The sequence below is a fragment of the Pantoea sp. SGAir0430 genome (assembly GCF_043549295.1).
This window is the reverse complement of the sequence record NZ_CP039427.1, coordinates 2,188,398-2,205,777: the sequence shown is the minus strand read 5'-3', so window position 1 is coordinate 2,205,777 and position 17,380 is coordinate 2,188,398. Positions and strand designations below refer to the sequence as shown.

Genomic DNA, 17,380 nt, shown 5'->3' with positions numbered 1-17,380 from the left:
CCCCATGTCAGAACGTTTACAGAATGACGTGGATCCGATCGAAACTCGTGACTGGCTACAGGCGATCGAATCGGTCATCCGTGAAGAAGGTGTTGAGCGCGCGCAGTATCTGATTGATCAGGTATTGAGTGCTGCACGCAAAGGTGGTGTGAAAGTGGCAGCGGGCGGCAATGCCGTCAGCAACTACATCAACTCCATTGCGGTCGAAGATGAGCCGGAATATCCGGGGAACACCTCTCTTGAACGTCGTATCCGTTCCGCAATCCGCTGGAACGCCATTATGTCGGTTCTGCGTGCGTCGAAGAAAGATCTGGAGCTGGGTGGTCACCTGTCGTCTTTCCAGTCTTCTGCCACCATTTATGAAGTGTGCTTCAACCACTTCTTCCGCGCGCGTAGCGAGCAGGATGGCGGCGATCTGGTCTATTTCCAGGGCCACATTTCTCCGGGCATCTACTCTCGTGCGTTCCTTGAAGGACGTCTGACTGAAGAGCAGATGAACAACTTCCGTCAGGAAGTCCACGGCAACGGTCTCTCTTCCTATCCGCATCCAAAACTGATGCCGGACTTCTGGCAGTTCCCGACCGTGTCGATGGGTCTCGGCCCACTGAACGCCATCTATCAGGCGAAGTTCCTGAAATATCTGGAACACCGCGGCCTGAAAGATACCTCTAAGCAGACCGTTTACGCCTTCCTTGGCGATGGCGAGATGGACGAACCAGAATCCAAAGGGGCGATCACCATCGCTACCCGTGAGAAGCTGGATAACCTGGTGTTCATCATCAACTGTAACCTGCAGCGCCTCGACGGTCCGGTCACCGGTAACGGTAAGATCATCAACGAGCTGGAAGGCATCTTTGCCGGTGCTGGCTGGAACGTGATCAAAGTGATCTGGGGCGGACGCTGGGACGAGCTGCTGAAGAAAGATACCAGCGGCAAGCTGATTCAGCTGATGAACGAAACCGTTGACGGCGACTATCAGACCTTCAAATCACGCGACGGTGCGTACGTGCGCGAGCACTTCTTCGGTAAATACCCGGAGACCGCAGCGCTGGTGAAAGACTGGTCAGACGAAGAGATCTTCGCCCTGAACCGTGGTGGTCACGATCCGAAGAAAATCTACGCGGCACTGAAGAAAGCGCAGGAGACCAAAGGTCAGCCAACGCTGATCCTGGCGCATACCATTAAAGGCTATGGTATGGGTGACACTGCGGAAGGTAAAAACATCGCGCACCAGGTTAAGAAGATGAACATGGATGGCGTTCGCTACATCCGCGATCGCTTCAACGTGCCAGTGGCTGACGACAAGATCGAACAGCTGCCGTATGTGACCTTCGAAAAAGGCTCAGAAGAGTACAACTACCTGCACGGCCAGCGCGAGAAGCTGGGTGGCTATCTGCCAACCCGTCAGGCTGAGTTCAGCGAAAAGCTGGAAATGCCGGCGCTGGAAGAGTTCAGTGCGCTGCTGGAAGAGCAGAGCAAAGAGATCTCTACCACCATCGCCTTCGTGCGTGCGCTCAACGTGATGCTGAAGAACAAGTCGATCAAAGATCGTCTGGTGCCGATCCTCGCAGACGAAGCGCGTACCTTTGGTATGGAAGGTCTGTTCCGTCAGATTGGTATTTACAGCCCGAACGGCCAGCAGTATACGCCGCAGGACCGTGAGCAGGTTGCGTACTATAAAGAAGACGAGAAAGGCCAGATTCTGCAGGAAGGGATCAACGAGCTCGGCGCAGGGTCTTCCTGGCTGGCGGCGGCGACCTCTTACAGCACCAATAACCTGCCGATGATTCCGTTCTACATCTATTATTCGATGTTTGGTTTCCAGCGCATCGGCGATCTGATGTGGCTGGCAGGCGACCAGCAGGCGCGCGGCTTCCTGGTGGGCGGCACCTCTGGTCGTACCACGCTGAACGGCGAAGGTCTGCAGCACGAAGATGGTCACAGCCACATTCAGTCGCTGACTATCCCGAACTGTATCTCTTACGATCCGTCTTACGCGTACGAAGTGGCAGTCATCATGCATGACGGTCTGGTACGTATGTACGGCGAAGCGCAGGAAAATATTTACTACTACATCACCACGCTGAACGAAAACTACCACATGCCTGCGATGCCGCAGGGTGCGGAAGAGGGTATCCGTAAGGGTATCTACAAGCTGGAGACGGTAGAAGGCAGCAAAGGCAAAGTGCAGCTGCTGGGCTCAGGTTCTATCCTGCGTCACGTGCGCGAAGCGGCACAGATCCTGGCGAAGGATTACGGCATCGGTTCTGACGTCTACAGCGTAACCTCGTTCACCGAGCTGGCACGCGACGGTCAGGATTGTGAGCGCTGGAACATGCTGCACCCAACGGAAACGCCACGCGTACCGTACATCGCTCAGGTGATGAACGACGCGCCGGCGGTGGCATCGACCGACTACATGAAGCTGTTCGCAGAGCAGGTTCGCAGCTACGTGCCAGCCAGCGATTATCGCGTGCTGGGTACCGATGGTTTCGGCCGTTCAGACAGCCGCGAAAACCTGCGTCACCACTTCGAAGTGGATGCGTCATACGTAGTGGTTGCAGCCCTGGGTGAACTGGCTAAACGCGGCGAAATCGAGAAGAAAGTGGTGGCGGATGCGATCGCGAAATTCAACATCGATGCCGATAAAGTTAACCCGCGTCTGGCTTAAGAGGTAAGAGAGTAATGGCTATCGAAATTAACGTACCGGATATCGGGTCAGACGAAGTTGAAGTCACCGAGATTCTGGTCAAGGTGGGCGACAAGGTTGAAGCCGAACAGTCGCTGATCACCGTGGAAGGCGATAAAGCCTCGATGGAAGTGCCTTCGCCGCAGGCCGGCGTGGTTAAAGAGATCAAAATCGCGACCGGTGACAAAGTGAATACCGGTTCACTGATCATGATTTTCGACGCCGAAGGTGCAGCTGCTGCGGCACCGGCCGCCGAAGAGAAACCAGCGGAAGCGGCACCTGCTGCGGCCGCCGCCAGCGAAGCGAAAGACGTTAACGTCCCGGATATCGGCGGCGACGAAGTCGAAGTCACCGAAATTCTGGTTAAAGTGGGCGACAAAGTGACGGCAGAACAATCGCTGATCACCGTCGAAGGCGACAAAGCCTCCATGGAAGTGCCTGCACCGTTTGCCGGTGTGGTGAAAGAGATCAAAATCGCCACGGGCGACAAGGTGAACACCGGTTCACTGATCATGATCTTTGAAGCCGAAGGCGCGGCGCCAGCAGCGGCTGCCAAACCTGCCGTGAAAGAAGCGGCGGCCTCCGCGCCAGCCGCGGCTGCGGGTGCCAAAGACGTTAACGTCCCGGATATCGGCGGCGACGAAGTGGAAGTCACCGAAGTGCTGGTCAAAGTAGGCGATAAAGTTGAGGCTGAGCAGTCACTGATCGTGGTGGAAGGCGATAAAGCATCAATGGAAGTTCCGGCGCCGTTTGCCGGTACGGTTAAAGCGCTGAAAGTGGCTACCGGCGATAAAGTCAGCACCGGTTCGCTTATCATGGTGTTCGAAGTAGAAGGCGCTGCGCCGGCTGCTGCGGCACCGGCAGCGAAACAGGAAGCCGCACCCGCTGCAGAAGCCAAACCGGCTGCTGCACCTGCGCCAGCAGCGGCGAAAGCCGATGCGAAGAGCGAATTTGCTGAAAACGATGCTTACGTGCACGCCACGCCGGTGATTCGTCGCCTGGCGCGCGAGTTCGGTGTTAACCTGGCGAAAGTCAAAGGCACCGGCCGTAAAGGTCGCATCCTCAAAGAGGACGTGCAGGCTTACGTGAAAGACGCAGTGAAACGCGCTGAAGCGGCCCCGGCTGCGGCCGCAGGCGGCGGTATTCCGGGCATGCTGCCATGGCCGAAAGTGGACTTCAGCAAGTTCGGTGAAATCGAAGAAGTGGAACTGGGTCGTATCCAGAAAATCTCGGGTGCTAACCTGAGCCGTAACTGGGTAATGATTCCGCATGTGACCCACTTCGACAAAACCGATATCACCGATCTGGAAGCGTTCCGTAAGCAGCAGAATGCGGAAGCCGAGAAGCGCAAGCTGGATGTGAAGTTCACCCCGGTGGTGTTCATCATGAAAGCGGTCGCCGCGGCACTGGAGCAGATGCCACGTTTCAATAGCTCGCTGTCGGAAGATGGCCAGAAGCTGACGCTGAAAAAGTACATCAACATCGGTGTGGCGGTCGATACGCCAAACGGTCTGGTGGTTCCGGTGTTCAAAGACGTGAACAAGAAAGGCATCACTGAGCTGTCGCGTGAGCTGATGGCGACGTCGAAGAAAGCGCGTGATGGCAAACTGACCGCCAGCGATATGCAGGGCGGCTGCTTCACCATCTCCAGCCTTGGCGGCCTCGGCACCACGCACTTCGCGCCAATTGTTAACGCGCCGGAAGTGGCTATCCTCGGGGTGTCTAAGTCGGCGATGGAGCCGGTGTGGAACGGCAAAGAGTTCGCTCCGCGCCTGATGATGCCGATTTCGCTGTCGTTCGACCACCGCGTCATCGACGGTGCGGATGGTGCGCGCTTCATCACCATCATTAACAATATGCTGTCTGATATTCGCCGTCTGGTGATGTGACGTTAATCAAGGCCGGCAAATGCCGGCCTTGTTGTAAGCATTCGGAGTTGCCGCGGTTGGCAGTTTGTTAACAATTCTGTAAACTCTCGCGGTGAAATGTCCCGGTGGAGATAGGGCATCAAGAGCCTGGGAAAGGGTCGCTTTTGACCGCCGGCAATCTAACAAGAGGTCATGATGAGTACAGAGATTAAAACTCAAGTCGTGGTACTTGGGGCAGGTCCTGCAGGTTACTCTGCAGCCTTCCGTTGCGCTGATTTAGGTCTGGAAACCGTACTGGTAGAGCGCTACAGCACCCTCGGCGGTGTCTGTCTGAACGTCGGCTGTATCCCGTCAAAAGCGCTGCTGCACGTGGCGAAAGTCATCGAAGAAGCTAAAGCTCTGGAAGAGCACGGTATCGTGTTTGGCCAGCCGCAGACTGACATCAACAAAATCCGTACCTGGAAAGAGAAAGTCATCACTCAGCTGACCGGTGGTCTGGCTGGCATGGCAAAAGGCCGCAAAGTGAAAGTGGTCAACGGTCTGGGTAAATTCACCGGCGCCAACACGCTGGTAGTGGAAGGAGAGGGCGGCGCAACCACCATCAACTTCGATAACGCCATCATCGCTGCAGGCTCGCGTCCAATCGAACTGCCTTTCATTCCACATAACGATCCGCGCGTGTGGGACTCTACCGATGCGCTGGAGCTGAAAGAAGTTCCGAAGCGTCTGCTGGTTATGGGCGGTGGCATCATCGGTCTGGAGATGGGTACCGTCTACCATGCGCTGGGTTCAGAGATCGACGTGGTCGAGATGTTTGACCAGGTGATCCCGGCCGCCGATAAAGACGTGGTGAAAGTGTTCACCAAGCGTATCAGCAAGAAATTCAACCTGATGCTGGAAACCAAAGTCACCGCGGTAGAAGCGAAAGACGACGGTATCTACGTATCAATGGAAGGTAAAAAAGCGCCGGCTGAACCACAGCGTTACGACGCAGTGCTGGTGGCGATTGGCCGTGTACCGAACGGTAAAGGTCTGGATGCTGGTAAAGCAGGCGTGGAAGTGGACGATCGCGGCTTTATCCGCGTCGACAAACAGATGCGCACCAACGTGCCACACATCTATGCTATCGGTGACATCGTCGGTCAGCCAATGCTGGCGCACAAAGGCGTGCACGAAGGTCACGTGGCGGCAGAAGTGATTTCCGGTCTGAAGCACTACTTCGACCCGAAAGTGATCCCTTCTATCGCTTATACCGAGCCAGAAGTGGCCTGGGTGGGTCTGACCGAGAAAGAAGCCAAAGAGAAAGGCATCAGCTACGAAGTGTCCACCTTCCCGTGGGCGGCATCGGGCCGTGCTATCGCGTCTGACTGTGCAGACGGTATGACCAAACTGATCTTCGACAAAGAGACGCACCGTGTTATTGGTGGCGCGATTGTCGGTACCAACGGCGGCGAGCTGCTGGGTGAAATCGGTCTGGCTATCGAGATGGGTTGTGATGCCGAAGATATCGCGCTGACCATCCACGCGCACCCAACCCTGCACGAATCGGTTGGCCTGGCGGCGGAAGTGTTTGAAGGTAGCATTACTGACCTGCCAAATCCGAAAGCGAAAAAGAAATAAGTTCGCCTGAGGCTTAGGTTAATTAACGGCTCCTGTAAGGAGCCGTTTTTTTATTAATCGAAAACGTAAGTTGAATAGATAAAAGCGGGCGCAGGAGCAACACGTTAACGATGCCGGAATAGCGGAGGAGACCCTCCGCTATTGAAGTTTACTGTTGTGCTTCGTAAGCCATGACAGCCGATAATTCAGCCGCGAATATCCGCAATCGTAATTCACACAGTGAACTGCGATTTGCCAGGCATAAACCTAACAGGATGAGCCCGCTGATAATCAGCGTGCTGAATTTCACCTTCATAATCACTTACTCCTTGCATTAGCACGAGCAAGCCATTACCCTGACACTGTCTGGGTGTAGGGTAGTGGCTCACCCGTGCGGTTAATGAAAATTAATCGCACGGTTCACCTTCCACCATCCACCTCAATTTCTTTTGCAGATCTTAAGGCAGATAGCCTCAAGCGCCCGCAGGCAGTCTACGCTATTTATTTATCATTTCCTCTTTTATTTTTTTTATCTCTTTTTTAAATCGCAGTTATTTTTTAAGGGTGTATTTTAATTGAGTGACTAAGTTTAAAGGTTAATTTAAACCGGCACTGCGTTGATAATTAATTAAATACGTGCAAGGCATCACGTTCAATATTTATCAGGTGATGTGGTATTAATTTTTCCTCAGGAAAACGTGTGCGGGAAGCTGAAGGGTAGCCGTTTAGTGCAAGCGCATTAGCACATAACCAAAAGTGAATGAACCGGCCTGAAAGGGGATTGCAGGTTATGGATTCGCTGTGTGAGGGCCGGATGCAACAAATTACGCGCTAAAACCTGGCTCCACTGGCTACCGGCACAGGCGCGAACAGGCACTACCAGAGCCGCTCTGGCTTCTCTTCTGGCGCAAAGCGCAGACAAATCTGCTAAATAACGCGCGGATGTTGCTTTTTTGTAAACGGATTAACAATCAGCCGAAATCCTGCTATGCTGGCCGACGCAGAACCGGGCACCTCACCCTACTGTTTGACAGCATCAACAGGTGCACCGGAAAGCTATACAATGAGAGCGAGGAGAACGTCGTGCTAGAAGAATACCGTAAGCACGTTGCCGAGCGTGCTGCCCAGGGAATCGTACCTAAGCCGTTAGATGCTTCCCAGATGGCCGCGCTGGTTGAACTGCTGAAAAACCCGCCAGCGGGTGAAGAAGAATTCCTGACTGACCTGCTGGTCAACCGTGTCCCGCCGGGTGTTGATGAAGCGGCGTATGTAAAAGCCGGATTCCTGGCAGCTATCGCAAAGGGCGAAGCCCACTCTCCTCTGGTCACTCGTGAAAAAGCAGTCGAACTGCTGGGCACCATGCAGGGCGGCTACAACATCCATGCGCTGATCGAGGCGCTTGACGATGAGGCTCTGGCACCGATTGCCGCTGAAGCACTGTCCCATACGCTGCTGATGTTCGATAACTTTTACGACGTCGAAGAGAAAGCCAAAGCGGGTAATCCCCACGCGAAGAAAATCCTCCAGTCCTGGGCTGATGCAGAATGGTTCCTTAAGCGTCCTAAGCTGGCAGAAAAAATCACCACCACCGTGTTCAAAGTGACCGGCGAAACCAACACCGACGACCTCTCTCCGGCGCCGGATGCATGGTCACGTCCGGATATTCCACTGCACGCGCTGGCGATGCTGAAAAACCCACGTGACGGCATCGAACCCGACGATGCTGGCAACATTGGCCCGATCAAACAGATTGAAGCACTGCAGCAGAAAGGCTTCCCGCTGACTTATGTCGGTGACGTGGTTGGTACCGGTTCTTCACGTAAGTCCGCGACCAACTCAGTGCTGTGGTTCATGGGTGACGACATTCCGTATGTGCCGAACAAAAAAGGCGGCGGTCTGTGCCTCGGCGGTAAAATCGCGCCGATCTTCTTCAACACCATGGAAGATGCCGGCGCGCTGCCGATCGAACTCGACGTTGAGCGCCTGAACATGGGCGATGTGATTGACGTTTACCCTTACAAGGGTGAAGTACGCCATCACGAGACCAATGAACTGCTGGCGACCTTTGCGCTGAAAACCGACGTACTGCTGGATGAAGTACGCGCCGGTGGCCGTATTCCGCTGATTATCGGTCGCGGCCTGACCACCAAAGCGCGTGAGTCGCTGGGTCTGCCGCACAGCGATGTGTTCACCAAAGCCAAAGATGTGGCTGAAAGCAACCGTGGTTACTCGCTGGCGCAGAAAATGGTGGGCCGCGCCTGCGGCGTGGCAGGGATTCGTCCTGGCGCCTACTGCGAACCGAAAATGACCTCGGTCGGCTCTCAGGACACCACCGGTCCAATGACCCGTGATGAACTGAAAGATCTGGCGTGTCTGGGCTTCTCCTCCGATCTGGTGATGCAGTCCTTCTGTCACACTGCCGCTTATCCGAAGCCGGTCGATGTCACCACACACCACACGCTGCCGGACTTCATCATGAACCGTGGCGGTGTCTCGCTGCGTCCGGGCGATGGCGTGATTCACAGCTGGCTGAACCGTATGCTGCTGCCGGATACCGTCGGCACCGGCGGTGACTCGCACACCCGCTTCCCGATTGGCATCTCGTTCCCGGCCGGTTCTGGTCTGGTGGCATTTGCCGCGGCGACGGGCGTAATGCCTCTGGATATGCCGGAGTCAGTGCTGGTGCGCTTCAAAGGCGAAATGCAGCCGGGCATCACGCTGCGCGATCTGGTGCACGCGATTCCGCTGTACGCCATCAAGCAGGGCCTGCTGACCGTTGAGAAGAAAGGTAAGAAAAACATCTTCTCCGGTCGCGTGCTGGAAATCGAAGGTCTGCCGAAGCTGAAAGTTGAGCAGGCGTTTGAGCTGACCGATGCCTCGGCCGAGCGTTCTGCGGCGGGTTGTACCATCAAGCTGGATAAAGAGCCGATCATCGAGTATCTGAACTCCAACATCGTGCTGCTGAAGTGGATGATCTCCGAAGGCTACGGCGACCGTCGTACGCTGGAGCGCCGTATTCAGGGCATGGAAAAATGGCTGGCCGATCCGCAACTGCTGGAAGCCGATGCCGATGCGGAATACGCAGCGGTGATCGAAATCGATCTGGCGGAAATCAAAGAGCCCATCCTGTGTGCGCCGAACGATCCGGACGACGCGCGCTGGCTGTCTGACGTGCAGGGCGAGAAGATCGACGAAGTGTTCATCGGTTCGTGCATGACCAACATCGGTCACTTCCGTGCGGCAGGTAAACTGCTGGACGCGCACAAAGGCCAGCTGCCGACCCGCCTGTGGGTAGCGCCGCCAACCAAGATGGATGCCGCGCAGCTGACGGAAGAGGGCTACTACAGCGTCTTTGGTAAGAGCGGTGCGCGTATCGAGATCCCGGGCTGTTCACTGTGCATGGGTAACCAGGCGCGCGTGAAAGACGGCGCGACGGTGGTTTCCACCTCGACCCGTAACTTCCCGAACCGTCTGGGTACCGGTGCCAACGTGTTCCTGGCATCAGCCGAGCTGGCCGCGGTCGCTTCCCTGCTGGGTAAACTGCCTACGCCGGACGAGTATCAGCAGTTTATGGTGCAGGTGGATAAAACCGCTGCCGACACCTACCGCTACCTGAACTTCGATCAGCTGGGCCAGTACACTGAAAAAGCGGATGGAGTGATTTTCCAGACCGCGGTGTAAAATACCCCTGCCAGTGAAAAAGGGACGAGCGCATCGTCCCTTTTTTTATGCGCTTTTTTCCCTCGCCGTCTCCAGGCATAATGCGAGCGCGATCCCACTTTCTTGCGCGCGCTGCGCACAAAATGCACGAAAGCGTGCCGTCTGGCGCGCCACTGGTATGAGGCCAACATGGAATATGAATTTCTGCGTGACGTGACCGGTCAGGTCCGGGTGCGCATGTCGATGGACCACGAAGCGGTGGGGCACTGGTTCAATGAAGAGGTGAAAGAGAACTTTGCGCTGCTGGATGAAGTCGAAGCCGCGGTGCGTGCAGTCAAAGGCACGCAGCAACAGTGGCAGCGCGTCGGGCACGAATATACGCTGTGGCTGGATGAGGAAGAGGTGATGATCCGCGCTAATCAGCTGGCGTTAGAGGATGACGGCCTGGAAGAGGGCATGACTTATTACGATGAGGAGAGCCTGTCGTTCTGCGGCGTGGAGGATTTTCTCGCGGTGATTGCTGCTTATCGCCGGTTTATGGCCGGCCGCTAACGGGCGCCCGCAGCCGGGCGCCACTGCCGTTGCGCAGGTTACACGCCGTTAATGGCGGAACGGGCGTGGGATAAAGGTTCCTCATCCACAATCGGTTCGACCTTGCCAAGCAGGAACAGGTAGTTAAGGATTCCGATCACTACCAGCACCGCCGAGAACACCAGCGCCCAGGTAAAGTGGCCGGTGGCACCGACGATAGCACCGGTAATGATTGGCCCGACCGCGCCGCCCATATTGGAGACGGTATTCTGCAGCCCGGCAACAATTGACACGCTGTTGGTGGGCGCAACATCGCCCGGCAGCGCCCACACCTGAGAGGCCGCGACGGTGGTGCCGGACTTAGCAATACACAGCAGCAGCACCGTCATGAACACGGAATCGGTGAATGGCGCGAACCCGATGCACAGCGCCATCAGCAGGCCAATCGTCAGGAACAGCTTGCGCGTGGCGGTCAGCGACAGCACTTTTTTGTGCACCATACGGTCCGACGCCCAGCCCGCCAGCACCTCAATCACCATACCGCAGATCAGCGGCAGCGCCGCCACCATGCCCATTTTCAGGAAATCCATCCCTTTGTCTTTCACCAGGTAGGTTGGCAGCCAGGTGATAAAGAAGTAGGAGGTGTAATTGATGGTGAAGAAGCCAATACACATCGCCCAGATGTTGCGGTAGCGCAGCAGCTTGTACCACTTCATCGGCCGCACGTTCTTATCGCCGTGCTTCTGCGCCTGGCCATCGCGGATCAGGCGCACTTCATCGGCGCTGATCGCTTTGTGGTCTTCCGGGTTCTCGGCATAAATGAAGTACCAGGCGATGACCCAAATCAGCCCGACGGCACCAATCGCCAGAAAGGTCAGACGCCAGTCGAACAGCGCGATCATAAAGACGATCAGCGGCATGGCGACGGCCCCGCCAAATTTTGATGCGCTGTCGAACAGGCCGGAGACGGTGGCGCGCTCGCGATCCGGGAACCAGCGCGCGGTAATACCGGCGTTGCTGGGATAAGCCGCCGCTTCACCCACACCGAGCGCCAGACGCAGCGCCAGCAGCGATTTAAAGCCGGTGGCGAGCCCCATCGCCATGGTGGCAATCGACCACCAGCCGACAGCGATACCGAGGCCTTTTTTCTGGCCGAAGCGGTCGGCAAACCAGCCTGCCGGGATCTGCAACAGCGCGTAGGACCAGAAAAATGCCGCCATGATAAAGCCCATCATCTCCGGATTGATGTCGAGCTCGGTGATCAGGTGCGGTGCGGCGGCAGAGAGTACGGTACGATCAATATAGTTAATGGCAATGGCCAGCCACATCAGGCCGGCGATCCACCATCTGATGCGTGTTGAGCGTGCGGTGTTGGTCATAATCATTATCCACGCGAAAAGGGTGACAGAGGAGGGCGGCGTCAGGCCAGCCCGTTCATGACATTCATCGGGCGTTCGCCCTGTTTTATACACTGCACAATCTGCGTCACGCAGCGTTCGCCGATGGCGCTGATAGCACCGTCGGTATAACCGGCAAGGTGCGCCGTGGGGATAAAGTTGCTCAGGGTGAACAGCGGATGCTGCGCCAGCGGCTCCTGCACAAAGACATCCGCCGCCGCACCGGCAATCACGTTATCCTGCAATGCCTGGTAGAGATCCTGCTCATTCACTACGCCACCGCGTGACGCGTTGATGAGAAACGCGCTCTTCTTCATGCGCTTCAGGCGCGCAGCGTCGAACAGGTTTTGTGTCTGGTCCGTGAGCGGCATATGTAAGGTGATGAAGTCGCTGTGCTCCGTCAGCTGATCGAGGCTGACAAACGACACGCCGTGTTCGGCGGCGAAGGCGTCATCGGGGTAAAAATCGAAGGCGAGGATGCGCATATTGAAGCCTTTAGCGCGCAGTGCCACCTGCTTACCGATATTGCCCAGGCCGATGATGCCGAGCGTTTTGCCGTAGACGTCGGTGGCAAAAATGCGCGGCCAGTGGCCGGCGCGGGTCTCTATTGCGGCGGTGGTGATCTGGCGCGCGCTATTGAGAATCAGCGCAAAGGCGAAATCGGCAACCGCGTGTTTGTTCGCGTCCGGCACGTTCGTCACGTAAATACCGCGCGCACGCGTTGCGTCGAGGTCGATGTTATCGACGCCCACGCCGTGCTTGCAGACAATTTTCAGCTGCGGTGCCAGCGACAGCAGCGCATCGTTGACCTCGGTAAAGGCCACGATCAGGGCGACGGTGTCGGCGAGATACGGCGCCAGCGCGCTGAGCGGTGCGTCGGCGGGCAGCGTAATCAGCTCAAAGCCCTGCTGGCGCAGTGTGTCGATCGGCGCGGCGTCGTAGCGGGCGAACGAAGGTGAAGTACAGATGACTTTCATAGCAAATGCGTCCCGGTGTTAATAACAGCAGCCATCGCTGCCTGAATCCGCCCCGCCTCCGTCAGATTAACCCTAACCCTGATGGCGGCAGGGGGTAGCGGCGGCTGTATTGCGCGATGAATCGCGCCGCTACCACAGCTGCGTGCGGTAAGTGCTTTGAATTTCCTGGCTTTACTGCAAATACTGATTCACGATCTGGCGTATCTTCTGCTCTTCCTCTTCAGAGAAGCGCACCGCATAGCGGCTGTCGCCGACCTCATAGCCGAGCAGCGCCACGGCTTTTTTCACCGCCGCCGGGGAAAAACCAATGCTGTAGAGATCGGTACGCAGGCCGGTGACGTTCTCCTGAGCGGCGCGCGATCCGGCGATGTCACCGGCATGGAAGCGCGCCCAGATGGCGTTAATCTCTTTCGGCGCCACGTTAGCCAGCCCGGAAATACAGGCGGAGCAGCCATCGACAAAGCCCTGATGAATCAGTGAATCCGGCCCGTTCAGCACGTTGAAATGCGCAATACCTGCCGCTGCCTGCAGAAAGCCGCTCAGGCTTTCGTAGCTGCCGGCACTGTCTTTGATGCCAATGATGTTGGGATGCGCTGCCAGCGTGCGCACGGTTTCCGGCTGCAGCGTATTACCGGTGCGCGCCGGAATGTTGTAGAGAAACAGCGGGACGTCGAGGGCGTCGGCCACGGCGCGGTAGTGATCAATTAGCTCTTCCTGTTTAAGCGGGACAAAGTAAGGGGTGATCACCGAGACGGCATCCACACCCAGCTTTGCTACCTGCCTGCCCAGCCGGATAGTCTCACGCGTCGAGATCTCGCCAATGTGCGCCACCACCGATGCAGTGCCGTTTACTTCGTCGACGCAGGTCTCGGTCACCGCTAGCTTCTCCTGCTCGTTCAGCACGAAAAATTCCCCGTTGGTGCCGCCGCAGAAAATACCGTTACCGGCGCTCAGCTGACGCTGAATCTGTTCACGCTGCGCGGCAGGATTGTAGGCTCCGTCGCGATCAAAAGTGGTGACGATGGCGGTCAGTACGCCCTGAATGGTGTTGCTCATGATTTCCCCGCTCATGCTGAGTGATTTAACGCCGGAAACAGCGTCAGGTAGACGTTGCGCACATCGTCGGCGCTGACTTTCATCGGTACATTCTTCATCAGGCGCTGCACGTCCAGCGCGGCTTCGACCAGATACGGCAGATGATCCGGCCCGATGCCCAGCGCTTCCAGGCTGGCCGGCAGTTTAAGGCGCTGCACCAGCGCGGCGAAATAGGCCACCAGCGCGTGCGATTTGGCCTCTTCATCCAGTGCGCTATCGGCATCCGGCAGCAGATCGTAGGCCTGCGCGAACTTGCTCACCGCCGCCGGACGCACAAACTGCATGCACGGCGCCAGCAGAATGGCGTTGGCCACGCCGTGCGGCAGATGATACTTGCCGCCCAGCGGATACGACATGGCGTGCACCAGGTGCGTCCCGGCATGGGCGATCGCCGCTCCACCGTAGTAGGACGCCCACAACATATTCAGCCGTGCTTCCAGGTTGTCCGGTTCGGCAAGGGTCTTTTCGAGGCTGGCGAACAGCTTTTTCATGCCGATCAGCGCATAGTTATCACTCACCGGATTGGCCACGGTGGCGGTGAAGCACTCAATCAGGTGACACAGCGCATCAATCCCGGTCGACGAGGCGATGTGCGCCGGCATGCTGGTGGTCAGTTCCGGAATCAGCGCCACGTAGTCCGGCAGCATCACCGGCGAAATAATACCGACCTTGGTCTCTTGCTCCGGGATGGCAAGGATGGCATTGGGCGTGGCTTCCGAGCCGGTGCCGGCCGTGGTCGGGATCAGTAAAGAAGCGGTACGCGTGTGCGGCTTCTCACCGGCCAGCAGCGCCGTCAGGGTTGGCGCATCGCCCACGCACAGCACGGACAGCAGCTTGGCCACATCCAGTACGCTGCCGCCGCCAATGCCGATCACCAGATCGACGTCGCCGTGCGGCAGCGCCGCAACAATCGCCGCCACATCATGCTGGCTCGGTTCGGGCGGCACAGTATCAACCAGGCTCAGGCTGGCGATCTGCTGCTGCAGCCGGGCGACAAGCGCCTGCACCGCCGGAATACCCAGAATGTTTTTATCCGTGACCAGCAACGCCTTCTGCTTATCCTGCAGTAAATAGCTGAGATCGTTCAGAGCCTGATAGCCACTGATCACGGTGCTGTTGATATTCATGTCATGCCCTTATAACGGTTTTGCACATTATGATTAGGTTTGCTCAATGTTGTGCGGGGTATATCTCTTTCTGAGGCTAAATTTATAGGCGATATCGATTTCAATTAATTTGATCTTGCTCACATATAATCAATCATGATTGAATATAATCAAATGCAGCACGGCAAGGGGCCGTGACAGGAGAGAGAATGACTTCATCGCCATGGAAAACGCCCGTTCTGGTGATTGCCGACGATTTTACCGGTGCCAATGACGCAGGCAGCGGCTTCGCGCTGGCCGGCGCGCGCGTCCACGTGCTGTTCAATAACCTGACGCCCCCGGATGCCGGCGCAGCGGATGTGCTGGTGATCAGCACTGATAGCCGTGCGGTGAGCGCAGCGGAAGCCGCCAGCCGTACACATGCCGCCATGCAGCCGCATCAGCAGATAGCGCAACACGGCTGGCTGTTTAAGAAGATTGACTCAACGCTGCGCGGCAATCCAGGCGCTGAGGTGGCGGCCGCGCTGCAGGTCAGCGCGAAACGGCTGGCGCTGGTGGTGCCGGCGGTGCCAAAGCTGGGCCGCATCACGCGCGGCGGGGAAGTGTGGATCCATCAACAGCGCCTGATCGACACCGAATTTGCCAGCGATCCTAAAACCCCGGTGACCAGCAGTAACGTGCTGACGCGGCTGCAGATGCAATGCGACCTGCCGGGCGAGCAGATCGATCTTGCCACGGTACGCAGCGGCACGCTGGCCGCACGGCTGGCGACCAGTCAGGGCCTGCTGGTACTGGACGCGGAACAGCAGGCGGATATCGACGCCATTATCGCGGCTGCCGCGACGCTGCCGGAACGTCCGCTGCTGGTCGGCGCGTCCGGGTTAAGCGATGCGCTGGGTGCGCATCTTGCTGCGCGGCCCTCTCGCCCGGTGCTGGCGATAGTCGGTTCGATGAGCGCCATGGCGCAGCAGCAAATCGCCCGGCTCGCCAGCCAGCGTGACATTTGCTTGATTGATATTGATATTTGCCAGCTGTTTGCCACACCGGCATGGCCGCAGGCGGCAGCCTGGCAGCAGGCGATAGTCCAGGCGCTGCGCGAGGGCGTGCACTGTGTGGTGCGCACTACGCAACAGGCTGACCAGCGCCACGCGATTGCGCAGCTGTGTCAGCAGCAGCAGATTACGCGCCAGCAGCTCGGCGAGCGCATCTGCCAGTTCCTGGCGCAGCTGACGCGCGCCGTCTGCGCACACATTCAGCCTGCCGGCCTGTTTCTTTCCGGCGGTGACGTGGCCATCGCAGTGGCGCAGGCATTCGGGGCCAGCGGCTTTCAGATTCAGGGCCAGGTGGCGGGCTGTGTGCCGCACGGGGTTCTGCTTAACAGTGAATTACACCTGCCGGTGATGACCAAAGCGGGTGGCTTTGGTGATGAAAACACCCTGGCAGAAGCCATTCGTTTTATTGAGGAGAAGTCGAGTGAATAACACTATTGCGGTGACCATGGGCGATCCGGCGGGCATCAGCCCGGAAATCATCATTAAAGCACTGGCAGAAGGGGAGCTGGCGGGCATTCCGGCGGTGGTGGTCGGCTGTGCCGCGACGCTGCGTCGGGTACTGGCGCTGAACATTACGCCGCAGGCCGAGCTGCGCGTGCTGGACAGCGTGCAGGATGCGCATTTCGCACCGGGCATCATTAACGTCATCGATGAGCCGCTGGCCGATCCTGACGCGCTGCAGCCGGGCAAGGTACAGAAGCAGGCCGGCGATCTGGCCTGGCGCTGCGTGAAGCGCGCCACCGAACTGGCGCTGGCGGGCGACGTGCAGGCGATTGCCACCGCCCCGCTGAACAAAGAGGCGCTGCACGCGGCGGGCCACCTTTATCCCGGCCATACCGAACTGCTGGCACAGCTGACCAATACCAAAAATTACGCCATGGTGCTGTATACCGACCATCTGAAAGTGATCCACGTGACCACGCACATCGCGCTGCGCAAATTCCTCGACACGCTGAACGGCGAACGTATTCAGACGGTGATCGGCATGGCTAATAGCTTCCTGCGCCGCGTGGGCTATGACCAACCGCGCATCGCAGTCGCCGGGGTCAATCCGCACGCGGGCGAGAATGGCCTGTTTGGTGATGAAGAGATCACTACGGTGACGCCAGCGATCCAGGCAATGAAGCAGCAGGGCATTGATGTCCATGGCCCGTGCCCGCCGGATACGGTGTTTTTACAGTGCCAGCAGGGGCAGTACGATATGGTGGTGGCGATGTACCACGATCAGGGGCATATCCCGTTGAAACTGCTTGGCTTTTACGATGGCGTCAACATCACGGCGGGACTGCCGTTTATCCGCACTTCCGCCGACCACGGCACGGCATTTGATATCGCCTGGACAGGTAAAGCGAACTCTGCGAGCATGGCGATCTCGATTAAACTCGCGATGCAGCTTGCATAGGGAA

12 protein-coding genes are annotated in these 17,380 nt (G+C 57.5%); 7 read left to right on the top strand and 5 right to left on the bottom strand.

Annotated features, from left to right (window positions below):
- The first annotated feature begins 4 nt into the window (after positions 1 to 4).
- The 3 genes from aceE to lpdA all read left to right on the top strand — a co-directional run bounded on the left by aceE (position 5) and on the right by lpdA (position 6,177).
- Positions 5 to 2,671, top strand: a complete 2,667-nt coding sequence (aceE, locus tag E7738_RS10650) for a pyruvate dehydrogenase (acetyl-transferring), homodimeric type (protein ID WP_021507538.1) — start codon at positions 5 to 7, stop codon at positions 2,669 to 2,671.
- Positions 2,672 to 2,685: 14 nt separating this feature from the next.
- Entirely contained in the window at positions 2,686 to 4,578 is a 1,893-nt protein-coding gene (gene aceF / locus E7738_RS10645) for a pyruvate dehydrogenase complex dihydrolipoyllysine-residue acetyltransferase (protein WP_058759501.1), read from the top strand.
- 174 nt (positions 4,579 to 4,752) lie between these two features.
- Complete coding sequence (gene lpdA / locus E7738_RS10640) at positions 4,753 to 6,177, top strand: dihydrolipoyl dehydrogenase (RefSeq protein WP_021507536.1); 1,425 nt, start codon at positions 4,753 to 4,755, stop codon at positions 6,175 to 6,177.
- Positions 6,178 to 6,325: 148 nt separating this feature from the next.
- On the opposite strand, the gene E7738_RS10635 is transcribed toward lpdA, so the two are convergent.
- The gene (locus E7738_RS10635) at positions 6,326 to 6,472 is read right to left on the bottom strand and encodes a Hok/Gef family protein (protein WP_021314460.1); all 147 of its coding nucleotides are present in this window, start codon (positions 6,470 to 6,472) and stop codon (positions 6,326 to 6,328) included.
- Between the two features lie 767 nt (positions 6,473 to 7,239).
- Between E7738_RS10635 and acnB the strand changes: the two genes are divergently transcribed.
- On the top strand, positions 7,240 to 9,837 hold the full coding sequence (gene acnB, locus E7738_RS10630; RefSeq protein ID WP_394515615.1) for a bifunctional aconitate hydratase 2/2-methylisocitrate dehydratase: 2,598 nt from the start codon (positions 7,240 to 7,242) through the stop codon (positions 9,835 to 9,837).
- 168 nt (positions 9,838 to 10,005) lie between these two features.
- Positions 10,006 to 10,368, top strand: a complete 363-nt coding sequence (yacL, locus tag E7738_RS10625) for a protein YacL (protein WP_031279698.1) — start codon at positions 10,006 to 10,008, stop codon at positions 10,366 to 10,368.
- A gap of 38 nt (positions 10,369 to 10,406) precedes the next feature.
- Here yacL and E7738_RS10620 read toward each other — a convergent pair whose 3' ends face one another.
- The 4 genes from E7738_RS10620 to E7738_RS10605 form a co-directional block, all read right to left on the bottom strand.
- Positions 10,407 to 11,726: an MFS transporter gene (locus E7738_RS10620; RefSeq protein WP_021507533.1), complete on the bottom strand. Its 1,320-nt coding sequence runs from the start codon at positions 11,724 to 11,726 to the stop codon at positions 10,407 to 10,409.
- A 41-nt stretch (positions 11,727 to 11,767) separates the two neighbouring features.
- Positions 11,768 to 12,721, bottom strand: coding sequence for a phosphoglycerate dehydrogenase (locus E7738_RS10615; RefSeq protein ID WP_394515614.1), 954 nt, complete (start codon positions 12,719 to 12,721; stop codon positions 11,768 to 11,770).
- Positions 12,722 to 12,892: 171 nt separating this feature from the next.
- The gene (locus tag E7738_RS10610; RefSeq protein ID WP_394515613.1) at positions 12,893 to 13,777 is read right to left on the bottom strand and encodes a dihydrodipicolinate synthase family protein; all 885 of its coding nucleotides are present in this window, start codon (positions 13,775 to 13,777) and stop codon (positions 12,893 to 12,895) included.
- 11 nt (positions 13,778 to 13,788) lie between these two features.
- Positions 13,789 to 14,943 carry an iron-containing alcohol dehydrogenase gene (locus tag E7738_RS10605; protein ID WP_394515612.1) on the bottom strand — a complete coding sequence of 385 codons (1,155 nt, stop codon included), beginning with the start codon at positions 14,941 to 14,943 and terminating at the stop codon, positions 13,789 to 13,791.
- Between the two features lie 188 nt (positions 14,944 to 15,131).
- Between E7738_RS10605 and E7738_RS10600 the strand changes: the two genes are divergently transcribed.
- On the top strand, positions 15,132 to 16,403 hold the full coding sequence (locus E7738_RS10600; RefSeq protein WP_394515611.1) for a D-threonate kinase: 1,272 nt from the start codon (positions 15,132 to 15,134) through the stop codon (positions 16,401 to 16,403).
- Entirely contained in the window at positions 16,348 to 17,376 is a 1,029-nt protein-coding gene (locus tag E7738_RS10595) for a D-threonate 4-phosphate dehydrogenase (RefSeq protein WP_394515610.1), read from the top strand. Before E7738_RS10600 ends, E7738_RS10595 begins: the two co-directional genes overlap by 56 nt.
- Positions 17,377 to 17,380 lie beyond the last annotated feature (4 nt).

Coding starts and splice junctions, on each gene's coding strand:
- aceF (WP_058759501.1), top strand. CDS start 2,686: ATGGCTATCGAAATTAACGTACCGGATATCGGGTCAGACGAAGTTGAA.
- lpdA (WP_021507536.1), top strand. CDS start 4,753: ATGAGTACAGAGATTAAAACTCAAGTCGTGGTACTTGGGGCAGGTCCT.
- E7738_RS10610 (WP_394515613.1), bottom strand. CDS start 13,777: ATGAGCAACACCATTCAGGGCGTACTGACCGCCATCGTCACCACTTTT.
- yacL (WP_031279698.1), top strand. CDS start 10,006: ATGGAATATGAATTTCTGCGTGACGTGACCGGTCAGGTCCGGGTGCGC.
- E7738_RS10605 (WP_394515612.1), bottom strand. CDS start 14,943: ATGAATATCAACAGCACCGTGATCAGTGGCTATCAGGCTCTGAACGAT.
- E7738_RS10635 (WP_021314460.1), bottom strand. CDS start 6,472: ATGAAGGTGAAATTCAGCACGCTGATTATCAGCGGGCTCATCCTGTTA.
- E7738_RS10620 (WP_021507533.1), bottom strand. CDS start 11,726: ATGACCAACACCGCACGCTCAACACGCATCAGATGGTGGATCGCCGGC.
- E7738_RS10595 (WP_394515610.1), top strand. CDS start 16,348: ATGAAAACACCCTGGCAGAAGCCATTCGTTTTATTGAGGAGAAGTCGA.
- E7738_RS10600 (WP_394515611.1), top strand. CDS start 15,132: ATGACTTCATCGCCATGGAAAACGCCCGTTCTGGTGATTGCCGACGAT.
- aceE (WP_021507538.1), top strand. CDS start 5: ATGTCAGAACGTTTACAGAATGACGTGGATCCGATCGAAACTCGTGAC.
- E7738_RS10615 (WP_394515614.1), bottom strand. CDS start 12,721: ATGAAAGTCATCTGTACTTCACCTTCGTTCGCCCGCTACGACGCCGCG.